Origin of the sequence: Streptomyces sp. NPDC050759, from assembly GCF_044456945.1 — a bacterium.
Classification (GTDB): Bacteria; Actinomycetota; Actinomycetes; order Streptomycetales; family Streptomycetaceae; genus Streptomyces.
Window position 1 is genome coordinate 190,897 of sequence record NZ_JBITGI010000003.1, and the last position, 12,720, is coordinate 203,616.

Below are 12,720 nucleotides of genomic sequence, written 5' to 3' on the forward strand. Positions count from 1 at the left end.
CGCCTCCGCAGGCGCGCCGTCGTCAGCTCCTCAGCCGGTTCACCAGCCGCCTGGGTGGGAGTCCGCTCGAGGGTGAGAAAGGGGGGCGCATGTCGCCGCGACCCTGCGCCTCCGCAGGCGCGCCGTCGTCAGCCTCCCAGTCGGTTCACCGCTGCCACCACGGGGGCGGCGCCGTCCTCCGCCCGGATGTGCGCGCCCACCGTCCGTGCCCGCTCCCGACATCCGGGGTCCCGCGTCGCCCCGATGAGTGCCGCCGCCAGCGCGTCGGCGGTCAGGCGCCGCAACGGCAGGGCCCGCGGGGCCACGCCCAGCGCGACCAGTCTGGCCGCCCAGAAACTCTCGTCGAACTGGATAGGCACCGGGATCGCCGGTACCCCCGCGCGCAGGCCGGCCGCCGTGGTGCCCGCCCCGGCGTGGTGGACCACGGCCGCCATCCGCGGGAACAGCGCGGAGTGCGGCACCTCGTCGATGGTCAGCATGTCGTCGCCGGTCGCGGTCAGGCCCGCCCAGCCGCGCTGGATCACACCGCGCAGCCCGGCCCGGCGCAGGGCGCGCACGATCTCGGTGCTGACCTTGGCGGGGTCCGGCACGGTCGCGCTGCCCAGGCCCACGAAGACCGGGGGCGGGCCGGCATCGATGAAGTCCCGTAGATCGTCGGGGAGCGGTGCGTCGCCGTCGTACGGCCACCAGTAGCCCGCCACGTCGAGCCCGGACCGCCAGTCGCGAGGCCGGGCGACCACACGCGGGCTGAATCCGTGCAGCACCGGCCAGCCCTGCCGTTCGCGGGCGCGGAGTGCCGCGGCCGAGCCCGTCGGGGGCAGGCCCAGCCGGGCCCGGACCGGTGGGAGGGCCGCAGCGAAGACCTGTTCCACCGCCAGGTTCAGGCCCGCCCCGGCGATCCGGTTGCCGAGGGCGCCCCAGGAGCCGATGCCCAGCATGGGCGGTGCGAACTCCCTGGTGGGCGCGAGCGGTTGAAGGTTGAGACCCAGACTGGGCAGTCTCAGGCCCTCGGCGATGGCGTGGCCCAGCGGGGCCACCGATCCGGAGAGCAGGAGCGCGTCGCTCGCCCCGGCGGCGGCCACCAGGTCGTCGGCCATCTCCACCGCCAGCGCCCGCGCCATCGCGACCACCCGCGCCAGCTTGCCCACGCCGGTCGTACTGCGGTGCAGGGCCCGCCCGCGCGAGGACTCCAGCTCCGCCCGGGGATCGACCGGCAGTGCGTGGAAGCCGATGCTGGCCCGCGCGGCCAGCGGTGCGAAGCGGCCGTGGGTCACCAGGGTGACCTCGTGCCCGGCCCGCGCCAGGCAGTGCCCCAGACCGGTGAACGGAGCCACATCGCCCCGGGAGCCCGCTGTCATGATCGCTAGCCGCACGACCGACAGTATGCGGCCGGGGGCCGTCGTCCCGCGCGAACGACCCGTGAACACCGGCCAGTTCACTCCTGTCACAGCCGTTGACTTCACCCTCTCGGGACTCTAGCTTCGGCGCGCATGGTGTTCGCATCACCGATCCCTGTTCGATATTTCGATCGGCTCGATGTTCCCCCCGCTAGAAGGAGCCGCATGTACCCCCCGCCGCGCACCGCCCGCAGAGGTCTCGCAGGACGCTTCAGAGCCGCCGCCGTCCGCGTTCTCGTCCTCGCCCTGACCGCCACCGCCGCGCTGCTCTTCGCCCAGCCGACCCCGGCGCTGGCCGCGACGACCCGGCAGATTCCGGTGCCCTCTGCACCGATGGGCTGGGCGTCCTGGAACAGCTTCGCCGCGAAGATCGACTACACCGTGATCAAGGCCCAGGTCGACGCGTTCGTCGCGTCCGGTCTCCCCGCGGCGGGATACAAGTACGTCAACATCGACGAGGGCTGGTGGCAGGGCACCCGCGACAGCTCCGGGAACATCACGGTCGACGAGTCCGAGTGGCCCGGCGGTATGAAGACCATCGCCGACTACATCCACAGCAAAGGCCTCAAGGCCGGCATCTACACCGACGCCGGCAAGGACGGCTGCGGCTACTACTACCCGACGGGCCGCCCCGCCGCCCCCGGCTCGGGCAGCGAGGGCCACTACGACCAGGACATGCTGCAGTTCTCCCAGTGGGGCTTCGACTTCGTGAAGGTCGACTGGTGCGGCGGTGACGCGGAGGGACTCGACGCGAAGACGACGTACCAGTCGATCAGCGACGCGATCGGCAGGGCCACCGCCACCACGGGCCGTCCGATGACCCTGTCGCTGTGCAACTGGGGCCGGCAGAACCCGTGGAACTGGGCTCCGGGGCAGGGCGCGATGTGGCGCACCAACGACGACATCATCCTCTACGGCAACAAGCCGTCGATGACGAACCTGCTGACCAACTTCGACCGGAACCTGCACCCCACGGCCCAGCACACCGGCTACTACAACGACCCGGACATGCTGATGGTCGGCATGGACGGCTTCAGCGCCGCACAGAACCGCACCCACATGAACCTGTGGGCCATCTCCGGAGCCCCGCTCCTGGCCGGCAACAACCTGGCCACCATGACCACCGAGACCGCGAACATCCTCAAGAACCCCGAGGTCATCGGTGTCGACCAGGACCGACGCGGCCTCCAGGGCGTCAAGGTCGCCGAGGACACCTCCGGGCTTCAGGTCTACGGCAAGGTCCTGTCCGGCAGCGGAAACCGCGCCGTCGTCCTCCTCAACCGCACCTCCTCCGCACAGAACATCACCGTCCGCTGGTCCGACCTCGGTCTGACCAACGCCAACGCGACCGTCCGTGACCTGTGGGCGCGCTCCAACCTCGGCTCGTACGGCACGGGTTACACCACCAGTGTCCCGGCGGGCGGATCGGTGATGCTCACGGTCACCGGCGGCACCGAGGCGGCGAGCAGCACCTACACAGGCACCTCGAGCTTCACCGGCGTGGTCGCCGGAAACACCGGGATCAAGACCGTCGACGTCGCCTACACCAACAACACCTCGGCGGCCCGCACCGCGACCCTCAAGGTCAACGGCCAGGGCACGACCACGGTCTCCTTCCCGCCCACCGGATCCTCCCAGGGCAGCGTTTCGGTCCAGGTCGGCCTGTCCAAGGGTTCCTCGAACACGCTGACCTTCACCGGCGCCCCGACTCTGGCCGACATCACGGTCCGCCCGCTGCCCGGCACCAACGGCACCCTCGCCGTCGGCACGCAGTCCGGCCGCTGCCTGGACATCTACGACAACACCATCGGCAACGGCACCCAGGCCGAGCTGTGGGACTGCAACGGCGGCCAGAACCAGCAGTGGACGTACACCTCGCGCAAGGAACTCGTGGTGTACGGCAACAAGTGCCTGGACGCCTACAACCTCGGCACGACCAACGGCACCAAGGTCGTGATCTGGGACTGCAACGGCCAGAACAACCAGAAGTGGAACGTGAACAGCGACGGCACGATCACCAACGTCAACGCCGGTCTCTGCCTGGACGCCTCCAACGCGGGCACGGCCAACGGCACCCAGATGGTGCTGTGGTCGTGCAACGGCCAGGCCAACCAGAAGTGGACGCTGACCTGATCTAGCTCTGCCGGGCGGCCGCCTCCGCTGCGTGGACGGTCTGCTCCAGCAGCGTGGCGATGGTCATCGGACCGACCCCGCCCGGCACCGGCGTGATCAGCGAGGCCCGCTCCACCGCGGAGTCGAAGTCCACGTCACCGACGTTCCCGGCGTTGTACCCGGCGTCCACGACGACCGCGCCGGGCTTGATGTCCTGGCCCCGGATCAGCCGGGGCCGGCCCACCGCGGCGACCACGATGTCCGCCTCCCGTACGGCCGCCGACAGGTCCGCCGTACGGGAGTGGCAGTAGGTCACCGTGGCGTCCCTGGCGAGCAGCAGCATGCCGGCCGGCTTGCCGAGGATCGCGCTGCGGCCCACGACCACGGCCCGCTTGCCGGCCGGGTCGACGCCGTACTCGTCGAGCAGCCGCATGATCCCGCCGGGTGTGCACGACACGAAGCCCGGCAGTCCGAAGCTCATCGTCGCGAAGGAGGCGAAGGTGACGCCGTCGACGTCCTTCTCCGGAGCGATCGCCTCGAACGCCGCCCGCTCGTCGATGTGCGGGCCCATCGGGTGCTGGAGCAGGATGCCGTGCACGGTGGGGTCGGTCGACAACTCCCGCAGGGTGCCGACGAGTTCCCCGGTGGTCGTGGCCGCGGGCAGCTCCACGTGCCGCGACGCGATACCCGCCTTGCGGCAGCGGTTGCGCTTCATACGGACGTAGGTGACGGAGGCGGGATCCTCACCCACCAGCACCGTCGCGAGACAGGGCGCCCGTCCGGTGCGCTCGGTGAGGTCGGCCGCCCGCTCGGCGGTCTCCTCGAGGATGCGCCCGGCGAGCGCGGTGCCGTCCATGAGCCGTGCCTGGGACATGATCCACTCCTGAGCCGATCGACGGAATCGCCCAGGCGCACGGCATCGAGTGTGCGGACCGCTCCCCGGTGGTGCTCCACCTCAGCGCCAGTCACGGTCCGTCCCTCAGGTTAGCCGACGCGCTACGGCGGTCACGCCCCGCTCTCCTGCGGCGGAGCCGTCGGATCGGCCCCCGCGAGGAAGCCGGCCGCCTGGGCGTGGACGTGATCGGCGCCGATCGCCCCCGCCCAGCGGGCTATCTCCCGTGCCAGCGCGGTCGCCCCGGCCTCGTCGCCCGTGTCGCGGGCCAGGACCGCGAGGAGCAGCTGCTGGGTGAGCACACCGGGGACCATCCCCGCCCGGGCGCTCAGGGCGGTGGCCCGCCGCCAGCGCTCCAGGGCACTGTCGTGGTCGCCGGCGTCGTGGTCGTGGTCGCCGAGATGCCGCAGCGCCTCCCGGACCAGCAGATCGTCGCCGCCCGACTCGCCGGCGCCCAGGGCGGCCTCGTAGTGGGCGGGGGCGGCCGTGCGTTCGGCGAAGAGGTTGTCGGCGATCAGTCCCAGGTACATCGAGGCCCAGCCGCGCCGCACCTCGTCCGGGGCGTCCTCGCGCAGGTCCTGCGCGTCGCGCCGCAGGCCGGCGAGTGCCTCGGGGTCCTTGCCCTCGGGGCCGGGCCGGAAGGTGCCCTCGCCGCGCAGCAGCCGGAAGTAGTCGTGCCGCAGCCGGACGAAGGCCAGGTCCCAGTCGGTGCCCGTCGACTCCTTCTCCGCGTGCTCGGCACGGCCGGCCGTGAGGTCCGTACCGCCGAACCAGTCGCTCTGCAGGGCGACCTCGGCCGCCGCGAGAGCGAGCCGGGCGCGGTCCCCGGCGGTGTCACAGGTCGTCGCGTCCAGGAGGCGCAGTGCCCGCTCCCACCGTCCCGCCAGCGACAACTCGTTGGCGGAGGCGAGGAGTTCGTCGAGTTGGACGGTTGTGCTCGTGGTGTTCGTCATGACGGGGGAAGGTAGTCAGACGAAAAACCATCCACAAGAAAACTATTGCAGGGGGCGGGTAATGCGGGACTCGGTCGACCGGCACGTCGAGGTGTGGGCGAAGGAACTCGACGGGATGGACCCCGTCAAGGAGGCGATCTTCGCGCGGCTGGCCATCCTGGCCCGGTATGCCTCCCAGGCCCGCCGCGACACCCTCGACTCCGACGGACTGCGGAACTGGCAGTACAAGGTGCTGCTGACCCTGCGCCGGCTCGGCCCGCCGTACACCGGGAGCCCCTCGCTTCTCGCCGACCACCTCGGACTGACCCGGGGAGCCCTGTCGGCCCGGCTGACGCCGCTGGAGGACGCCGGGCTGATCGTCCGCACGCACGAGGACGACGACAGGCGACGGGTTCGGGTCCGGCTCACCGAGGCCGGGCACGCCGCGTTCGAACAGCAGGTCGCCTCGGAGGAAGCGGGTGAGCTCGCGCTGCTCTCGGCCCTCACTCCGGCAGAGCGGCGAACCCTCGCGGACCTGTTGCGGAAGCTGGTCGTGGCCGCCGAGTCCTCTTCGGAAAAGCCGAGAAGGCCCAGGTCAGCAGTGATGTGACAGGGCCCTCCCGGCGCTGGTTCCTACTCGTCCCACGCCTCGATGATGATCTGCTCGGAGATCTTGCCGTCGCGCAGGGTGACCATCGACTCCGACAGGACGCGCATGCCGTCCGCGTACTGGCAGGACTCGCTGTAGGCCGCGCGATCGCCCTGGACCACGCACCCTTCCAGCTTGTGGGTCATGTCGCGGCTGTAGACGTCGCTCAGCATCGCGCCGATCTCGTCACGGCCGTGCAGGACCTTGGGGTTGCTGGGTGTGGCGTTCCGGTTGACGAGGCGTATCTCCGCGTCGTCCGCGTACAGAGACAGAAGCGTCTCCGGGGTGTGTCCTTCGATGCCCTGGCGCAGGATGTCGGTGTCGAAGCCGGGTCGTGCCGCGGTGCCCATGATGACCTCCTTCGAAGGCCCCGGCCGACAAGGAGCGGGCCGCAGGGCCTCTTTCTTCGAGACTCCTCCGCCCCGGCGGCCACGGCAAGCGCAGGCGGGCGCTCCGCCTGACGGGTGAGCGGCGCCGGGCCCCCGTGTCGGCGAGGGCCCTGCCCGCGTTGCTGCAGACATGATCTCCACTCGACGTATCGTCGCCGCCGTCGGTCTCGCCGTCGGCGTCACCGGCCTCACCGCCCCCCTCGCGCACGCGGCCGACGCGGGCGTCCCGGACGCCGGGCGGCTCAACCCGATCGCCGTGATCGACTCGCTCGCGGTGAGTGACATCCCCGCGGAGCACCAGGGCGAGGTCCCGCGTGTCTCCGAGCAGTTGGCGGGGCTCAACCAGGTCAAGAAGCTGAGCGAGCTCACCGACCTCGTCGCCCCCGTCACCGGGCTGCTGCCGGGTGTCGGGGGCTGAGTCTCCCGCACGGACACCGAGGGCCGCCCGGACGACCGGGCGGCCCTCGACGTATGCCCCCGTCTGCGGCGCCGCAGAGATCTCAACCAGCGGTCGCGAGGAACTGCGTAGCGGCCAGCTCCGCGTACAACGGATCTCCGGCGACCAGTTCCCGATGCGTCCCCACCGCGCGGACGCGGCCCGCGTCCATGACCACGATCCGGTCCGCCATCGTCACCGTGGACAGCCGATGCGCGACCACCAGCACCGTGGTCGTACGCGCCACATCCGCCACGGTGTCCCGCAACGCCGCCTCGTTCACCGCGTCCAACTGGGACGTGGCCTCGTCGAGCAGCAACAGCCGGGGCCGCCGCAGCAACGCCCGGGCGATCGCCACCCGTTGCCGCTCCCCACCCGACAACTTGGTCCCCCGATGCCCGACCAGCGTCTCCAGCCCCTTGGGCAGCCGGGCCACCAGACCGTCGAGCCGGGTCGTCTTCAGCACGCGCGTGACCGCGTCCTCGTCCGCGTCCGGATTGCCGAGCAGCAGATTCTCCCGCAGCGACCCCGACAGCACGGGCGCGTCCTGCTCCACATAGCCGATCGCGGACCGCAGTTGCGGAAGATCCCACTCCGAGAGCTCCCGGCCGTCCAGCGTGACGACCCCGGCCTCGGGATCGTAGAACCGCTCGATCAACGAGAACACCGTCGTCTTTCCCGCCCCCGACGGCCCGACGAACGCCGTCATCCCCCGCGCGGGCACCTCGAAGGTCACCCCGTGGTGGACGTACGGCAGATCGTCGGCGTACCGGAACCGGACGTCCGAGAAGGCGACAGACGCCGGTTCCGCCCCGTCGGTGGGCAACGGCGCGGGCTGAGCGGCCGGTTCGGCGGGCAGCCGTAGCGCCTCCTGGATCCGGGCGAGAGCCGCGGCCCCCGTCTGATACTGCGTGATCGCCCCGACGACCTGCTGGATCGGCGACATCAGATAGAAGACGTACAGCAGGAACGCGACCAGTGTGCCGACGTCGATCGCCCCGGTCGCGACCCGCGCCCCGCCCACCGCGAGCACCGTGATGAACGCGATCTGCATCGCGAGCCCGGCCGTATTGCCCGCCGCCGCCGACCACTTGGCGGCCCGCACGCTCTGCCGCCACGACTCCTCGGCCGCCGCGTGCAGGGTCCGTTCCTCGCGGTGCTCGGCGCCGGACGCCTTGACCGTGCGCAGCGCGCCGAGGATGCGCTCCAGCGAGGCGCCCATCACACCGACCGCGTCCTGCGCCTGCCGGCTCGCCCGGTTGATGCGGGGCACGATCACCCCGAGGACCGTGCCCGCGGCCAGGATCACCGCCAGCGTGACGCCCAGCAGCACAGGATCGACGAGGCCCATCATCACGACGGTCGCGACCAGTGTGAGCCCGCCGGTGCCCAGGCCCACGAGCGAGTCGGTGGTGACCTCGCGCAGCAGGGTGGTGTCCGAGGTGATCCGGGCCATCAGGTCGCCGGGTTCGGTGCGGTCCACGGCCGCGATGCGCAGGCGCAGCAGATACGACGACAGCGCGCGCCGTGCGCCGAGCACCACGGACTCCGCGGTGCGCCGCAGCACGTAGGAACCCAGTCCGCCCATCGCCGCGTTGGTGACCACAAGCCCCGACATGACGAACAACGCGCCGGTGATCGTGCGGTCGTGGGACAGGTCGTCGATCAACTCCCGGGCCACCAGCGGCAGCAGCAGACCGGTGGCCCCCGTCAGCAGCGAGAGGACGGCACCCGCCAGCAGGGTCCACCGGTGCGGCCGTACGTATCCGAGGAGCAGCCGCCAGGTCGGCGGGCCGGTCTCCGTCTCGGTGATGCTCACGGTGCTCCTTGGGGCCCGACGGTGTGCGGAGACTTCAGGCTACGTCCGGACTTGGCGCGTTGACGGGGTCAGCGGTGGGTGAGCGCGGCCAGGGTCGTGTCGAGGTCGGTGGCCCGTGGCCGGTTGTGCGGCAGTTTCGCCAACAGGGCCGCCATGCCGCAGGTGTTGGTGAGTGCCGAGAAGACCAGGCCGCCCGCGATCACCGCGCAGAGCAACTGCCAGGCGGGGTGCAGGAGTCCGAGCCCCAGCCCGGCCATGACGACGGTGCCCGCGGTGAAGCGGACCTGGCGTTCCATGGCCCAGACGGCACGGGTGCCCGCGGCCGGCCGGTCGAGCCGCTGCCCGGCCGCGGCCCAGCCCTGGGTGCCGCCGGTCAGGGTGACGGCCCGGATGCCGTGCTCGGAGAGGACCTCGCACGCGCTCAGCGCACGCGCGCCGGAGGCGCAGACGACGAGCAGTTCGCCGCGTACCTCCCGGAGCGCGGGCAGGGCCCGCCTGATCTGGTCCAGAGGGATGTTGAGTGCGCCGGGCAGATGTCCGGAGGCGTACTCGCCCGGGGTACGGACGTCGAGGACGGTCAGTTCGTCCAGTCGGGCGGCCGCCTGCGAGGCGTCGAGAGCGGTGGGGGGCATGTCGTGCGTGTTCCTTCCTGAGAGGCTGGTGTGACGAGGGGGCGACCCGAGGAGGTAAAATACCCCCAAGGGTATGTAGAGGAGTGATGGTGGAGCTTCAGTTCGAGGGTGATGAGCTCAAGTCCGTGCTGAACCGACTGCGCCGGGCGCAGGGTCAGATCTCCGGAGTGATCAAGATGATCGAGGAGGGCCGGGACTGCGAGGACGTGGTCACCCAGCTCGCCGCGGCGTCCCGCGCCCTCGACCGGGCCGGCTTCGCGATCATCGCGACCGGGTTGCAGCAGTGCCTGACCGACCCGGAGGGCAACCGCGTCGACGGCGAGACGACGGAGCAGATGAAGGCCCGGCTGGAGAAGCTGTTCCTGTCACTGGCCTGACGTTCACCGGACGGCGTCCGCCAGCATGAACGCGGCCACGGCCAGCAGTGCCACGGCGAACGTCCGCTGCAGTGCGCCTGCCGACACCTTGGCGGCCAGGCGCCTGCCGTCCCAGGCGCCGAGCATCGCGGTCGCCGCGAACGGGGCGACCGCACCCCAGTCGACGTCCACGCTCGTGCCGCTGCGGGCAGCCAGTGCGGCCAGGGAGTTGACGGTGATGACCAGGAGGCTGGTCCCGACGGCGGCTCTCATGCGCAGTCCGACGACATTCACCAGGGCCGGTACGGCGAGAAACCCGCCGCCCACGCCCAGGACACCGGTCACCGCACCGAGCCCCGCCCCGGCCCGGGCGACGCGACTCGTGCGCACCGGCACACCGTCCGGCCGTACGGATGCCGATGGCCGGAGCATACGGACGGCGGCGAGCGCGGCGACCACGGCGAACGCGCCCGTGAGCACGCCTGCCGGGAGCCGCCCGGACACCGCCCCGCCGATCGCCGCCGGCACGAGTCCCGCCGTCGCGAACAGGGCGCCCTCACGCCAGCGCACCGCGCCCCCGCGGGCGTGGGTGACCATCGCGGTCACGGACGTGAGGGTGACGACGACGAGCCCGGCGGTGGTGGCCGCGGCCGGACTGAAGCCGAGCAGATAGATCAACGCGGGCACGGCGAGCATGCTGCCACCACCGCCGAGCGCGCCGAGCGCCAGACCGGTGAGGCCACCGGCGAGCAGGGCGAGGACGAGGGCGCTCACGCGAGGCGGGCGGCGGCGTCGACCGTGGCTCGGTCGGCCGGGGTGCCGGGTGCCACGGGGCGCGGCGCGGGGGAGGGGCCGGCGGGAGCCGAGGAGCCGTCCGCCGAGGTGTGCGCGTGAGACATACCCGGCGAGCCGTCCGCCCTGGTGGGCCCGTCGGTGCCGCCGTCGGGGGCGGGGGGACCGTCCGCCCGGGTGGGCGTGTCGGGGTCGCTGTCGGGGGCGGGTGAGCCGTCCGTCGTGGTGAGTGTGGTGGGGTGGCTGTCGGGGGCGGGGGGACTGTCCGCCCGGGTGGGCGTGTCGGGGTCGCTGTCGGGGGCGGGCGGACCGTCGGCCCCGGTGGGCCTGTCGGGACCAGGTGAACCGTCCGTCGCCGTGAGCGTGGCGGCGTCGCCGTCAGCGGCATGCGAACCGTCCGCCCCGGAAACCGCCTCAGAGCCGCCGTCGGGAGCAGGTGAACCGTCCGTCGCCGTGAGCGTGGCGGCGTCGCCGTCAGCGGGACGCGAACCGTCCGCCTCGGGGTCGCCGTTGGCGCCGGGTGAGGTCTCCGACGCGGGCCGGCCGCCCGGTGAACCCCCCACCACCCCGAGCCCCGCCTCCACCCAGGCCCGCATCCCGCCCAGGACGTCCACCGCGTCCACTCCCCGCGCCGCGAGCAGCCCGGCCGCCTCCCGGGACCGCTTGCCCGAGCGGCAGATCGTGACCACCGGGCGGTCCTCCGCGGCCCTGGGCAGCCGGCCACCGGACGCCAGCTCGGACAGCGGAGCGTGGACAGCCCCAGGCGCGTGACCCGCCGCCCACTCCGCGTGCTCACGCACGTCCAGGAGTACGGCCTCCGCCTCCGCCCCCGTCCGCTCGTGAGCCTCCTCGGCCGTGATCCTCGCCATCGGGAGGCCGGCCGCGGCCGCGGAGGCGAACCCGTCGTCGACGGCGACCACGTCACGTCCTGCCGCGTCGAGGATCGAGGCGCCCATGGCCGCCCGCATCCCGCCCGCGCAGTGCACCCACACCGTGCCGTCCGGTATCTCCGACAGCCGGTCCCGCAGCCGGTGCAACGGAATGTGCAGCGAGCCCCGGATGTGACCGCCGGACCGCTCCGAGTCCCGCCGCACGTCCAGCACCACGACTGCGTCGGAACCCTGGGCGGCCAGCTCGGCGAACGTGCCGCGCGGGAACGAGCGCGGCGACTCCCCGTCCCGTACCCACTCGGCCGGGGAACCGGTCGCCGCGGCGGCGGGCCGGTCGATGCCGACGCGGACCAGTTCCCGCTGGGCGTGGGCCAGTTGAGCGGGCGAGGCGGCCAGCAGCGTCACCGGCCTGCCCCACGGAACCAGCCAGGCCAGATACGTGGCGAGCTGCCCCTCGGCCTCGAAGTTGAACGCCCCCGCGACATGTCCCTCGGCGAACGCGCGCCTGTCCCGCAGATCCACCACCCACTCCCCGGCCGCCAGCCGCGCCGCGATCTCCTCGGCGTCCGCCGGACGGGGCGGGGTCAGATCCACGGGGCCGGGCCCCCGCGCGTTCACCGGACCCATGTGCGCGTAGTACGCGGGCACGTCGTCCAGCCCCGCGAGCAGCTCGGCGACGAAGGTGTCGACGTCCTTGACCAGAGCCTCGTTGGAGCCGCGCTCCCGCCCGATGGTCGTCGCCGCCCCGCCGGCCGCCTGCGTGGCCGAACAGAAGCTGCCGAACCCGTGTGTGGGCAGCACCGCCGTCTCGTCCGGCAGCTCCGCCGCCAGCCGGTGAGCCGAGTCGTACTGCGCCCGGGCCAGCCGCCCGGTCAGCGCCGGCTCCACGAGGTCGGGCCGCCCCACCGTGCCGATCAGCAGTGAGCCGCCGGTGAAGACGGCCACCGCCCGCCCGGCCGCTTCCAGGACGTACGCCATGTGGTGCGGGGTGTGCCCGGGCGTGGCCAGCGCCCGCAGCGCCAGCCCGTCCTCGATCTCCGCCACGTCCCCGTCGGCGACCGGCGTCCGATCGAACGCGACCCGTGCCCCGGCCGGCACCAGATAGGCGGCCCCCGTGATCCGGGCCAGCTCCAGGCCGCCGGTCACGTAGTCGTTGTGGACGTGCGTCTCGACGACCTGGGTGATCCGCACCCCGCGCCCGGCGGCCGCCCCGATCACCCGGTCCACGTCCCGCGGCGGATCCACCACCACGGCCCCGCGGGCGCCGCCCGCCAGGTAGCCGCGGTTGCCCAGGCCGGGCACCTCGATGGTGTCGACGAAGTACACGACAGCGCTCCTCTCCTCGCGACAACCCCGGGGTCAGTTACCCCCGGGGGTATGCGTTCCACCGTAGCAGAGGTACCCTGGGGGGTATTTTTGCCTCC

12 protein-coding genes, 1 pseudogene and 1 riboswitch are annotated in these 12,720 nt (G+C 72.4%); of the genes and pseudogenes, 4 read left to right on the forward strand and 9 right to left on the reverse strand.

Translation table 11 applies throughout. The annotated features are described in order from the left end of the window. Positions 1 to 128: 128 nt before the first annotated feature. Positions 129 to 1,358: a glycosyltransferase gene (locus tag ACIBJB_RS10800; protein ID WP_398929822.1), complete on the reverse strand. Its 1,230-nt coding sequence runs from the start codon at positions 1,356 to 1,358 to the stop codon at positions 129 to 131. 204 nt (positions 1,359 to 1,562) lie between these two features. Here ACIBJB_RS10800 and ACIBJB_RS10805 point away from each other — a divergent pair, with 204 nt between their 5' ends. Next, positions 1,563 to 3,530, forward strand: a complete 1,968-nt coding sequence (locus tag ACIBJB_RS10805) for a ricin-type beta-trefoil lectin domain protein (protein WP_398928843.1) — start codon at positions 1,563 to 1,565, stop codon at positions 3,528 to 3,530. A gap of 1 nt (position 3,531) precedes the next feature. Here the strand turns inward: ACIBJB_RS10805 and ACIBJB_RS10810 are convergent, their stop codons facing one another. Together ACIBJB_RS10810 and ACIBJB_RS10815 are read right to left on the reverse strand one after the other, a co-directional pair. Continuing rightward, positions 3,532 to 4,383: a bifunctional 5,10-methylenetetrahydrofolate dehydrogenase/5,10-methenyltetrahydrofolate cyclohydrolase gene (locus tag ACIBJB_RS10810; protein WP_398928845.1), complete on the reverse strand. Its 852-nt coding sequence runs from the start codon at positions 4,381 to 4,383 to the stop codon at positions 3,532 to 3,534. Positions 4,384 to 4,405: 22 nt separating this feature from the next. Continuing rightward, a riboswitch (ZMP/ZTP riboswitch) is annotated at positions 4,406 to 4,488 on the reverse strand. Positions 4,489 to 4,514: 26 nt separating this feature from the next. After that, positions 4,515 to 5,354, reverse strand: a complete 840-nt coding sequence (locus ACIBJB_RS10815) for a hypothetical protein (RefSeq protein WP_398928847.1) — start codon at positions 5,352 to 5,354, stop codon at positions 4,515 to 4,517. A gap of 61 nt (positions 5,355 to 5,415) precedes the next feature. Here ACIBJB_RS10815 and ACIBJB_RS10820 point away from each other — a divergent pair, with 61 nt between their 5' ends. After that, positions 5,416 to 5,943 carry a MarR family winged helix-turn-helix transcriptional regulator gene (locus ACIBJB_RS10820; RefSeq protein WP_398928848.1) on the forward strand — a complete coding sequence of 176 codons (528 nt, stop codon included), beginning with the start codon at positions 5,416 to 5,418 and terminating at the stop codon, positions 5,941 to 5,943. A 23-nt stretch (positions 5,944 to 5,966) separates the two neighbouring features. Here the strand turns inward: ACIBJB_RS10820 and ACIBJB_RS10825 are convergent, their stop codons facing one another. Continuing rightward, positions 5,967 to 6,332 (reverse strand): nuclear transport factor 2 family protein, encoded by a 366-nt coding sequence (locus ACIBJB_RS10825; RefSeq protein ID WP_398928850.1) that lies wholly within the window; start codon positions 6,330 to 6,332, stop codon positions 5,967 to 5,969. Between the two features lie 169 nt (positions 6,333 to 6,501). Between ACIBJB_RS10825 and ACIBJB_RS10830 the strand changes: the two genes are divergently transcribed. Next, on the forward strand, positions 6,502 to 6,789 hold the full coding sequence (locus ACIBJB_RS10830; RefSeq protein WP_398928853.1) for a hypothetical protein: 288 nt from the start codon (positions 6,502 to 6,504) through the stop codon (positions 6,787 to 6,789). 82 nt (positions 6,790 to 6,871) lie between these two features. Here the strand turns inward: ACIBJB_RS10830 and ACIBJB_RS10835 are convergent, their stop codons facing one another. Both ACIBJB_RS10835 and ACIBJB_RS10840 read right to left on the reverse strand, forming a co-directional pair. After that, positions 6,872 to 8,626 (reverse strand): ABC transporter ATP-binding protein, encoded by a 1,755-nt coding sequence (locus tag ACIBJB_RS10835; RefSeq protein WP_398928855.1) that lies wholly within the window; start codon positions 8,624 to 8,626, stop codon positions 6,872 to 6,874. Between the two features lie 68 nt (positions 8,627 to 8,694). Next, positions 8,695 to 9,258, reverse strand: a complete 564-nt coding sequence (locus ACIBJB_RS10840; RefSeq protein ID WP_398928857.1) for a rhodanese-like domain-containing protein — start codon at positions 9,256 to 9,258, stop codon at positions 8,695 to 8,697. Between the two features lie 89 nt (positions 9,259 to 9,347). Between ACIBJB_RS10840 and ACIBJB_RS10845 the strand changes: the two genes are divergently transcribed. Then, a complete protein-coding gene (locus tag ACIBJB_RS10845) occupies positions 9,348 to 9,635 on the forward strand; it encodes a metal-sensitive transcriptional regulator (RefSeq protein WP_028807630.1) in 288 nt (95 codons plus the stop codon). Positions 9,636 to 9,638: 3 nt separating this feature from the next. On the opposite strand, the gene ACIBJB_RS10850 is transcribed toward ACIBJB_RS10845, so the two are convergent. From ACIBJB_RS10850 to ACIBJB_RS10860, 3 genes and pseudogenes are all read right to left on the reverse strand, one after another. Continuing rightward, positions 9,639 to 10,388, reverse strand: coding sequence for a sulfite exporter TauE/SafE family protein (locus tag ACIBJB_RS10850; protein ID WP_398928859.1), 750 nt, complete (start codon positions 10,386 to 10,388; stop codon positions 9,639 to 9,641). Then, entirely contained in the window at positions 10,385 to 11,275 is an 891-nt protein-coding gene (locus ACIBJB_RS10855; protein WP_398929824.1) for a rhodanese-like domain-containing protein, read from the reverse strand. The genes ACIBJB_RS10850 and ACIBJB_RS10855 overlap by 4 nt, the downstream gene beginning before the upstream one ends. Before the next feature lie 3 nt (positions 11,276 to 11,278). After that, positions 11,279 to 12,622, reverse strand: a pseudogene (locus ACIBJB_RS10860) (rhodanese-like domain-containing protein); the annotation flags it as partial. Positions 12,623 to 12,720 lie beyond the last annotated feature (98 nt).

What these genes read in the sequence shown, in the direction of transcription:
- ACIBJB_RS10830 (WP_398928853.1), top strand. Translation starts at nt 6,502, where the DNA reads ATGATCTCCACTCGACGTATCGTCGCCGCCGTCGGTCTCGCCGTCGGC.
- ACIBJB_RS10820 (WP_398928848.1), top strand. Translation starts at nt 5,416, where the DNA reads ATGCGGGACTCGGTCGACCGGCACGTCGAGGTGTGGGCGAAGGAACTC.
- ACIBJB_RS10840 (WP_398928857.1), bottom strand. Translation starts at nt 9,258, where the DNA reads ATGCCCCCCACCGCTCTCGACGCCTCGCAGGCGGCCGCCCGACTGGAC.
- ACIBJB_RS10800 (WP_398929822.1), bottom strand. Translation starts at nt 1,358, where the DNA reads ATGACAGCGGGCTCCCGGGGCGATGTGGCTCCGTTCACCGGTCTGGGG.
- ACIBJB_RS10815 (WP_398928847.1), bottom strand. Translation starts at nt 5,354, where the DNA reads ATGACGAACACCACGAGCACAACCGTCCAACTCGACGAACTCCTCGCC.
- ACIBJB_RS10855 (WP_398929824.1), bottom strand. Translation starts at nt 11,275, where the DNA reads ATGGCGAGGATCACGGCCGAGGAGGCTCACGAGCGGACGGGGGCGGAG.
- ACIBJB_RS10805 (WP_398928843.1), top strand. Translation starts at nt 1,563, where the DNA reads ATGTACCCCCCGCCGCGCACCGCCCGCAGAGGTCTCGCAGGACGCTTC.
- ACIBJB_RS10810 (WP_398928845.1), bottom strand. Translation starts at nt 4,383, where the DNA reads ATGTCCCAGGCACGGCTCATGGACGGCACCGCGCTCGCCGGGCGCATC.
- ACIBJB_RS10825 (WP_398928850.1), bottom strand. Translation starts at nt 6,332, where the DNA reads ATGGGCACCGCGGCACGACCCGGCTTCGACACCGACATCCTGCGCCAG.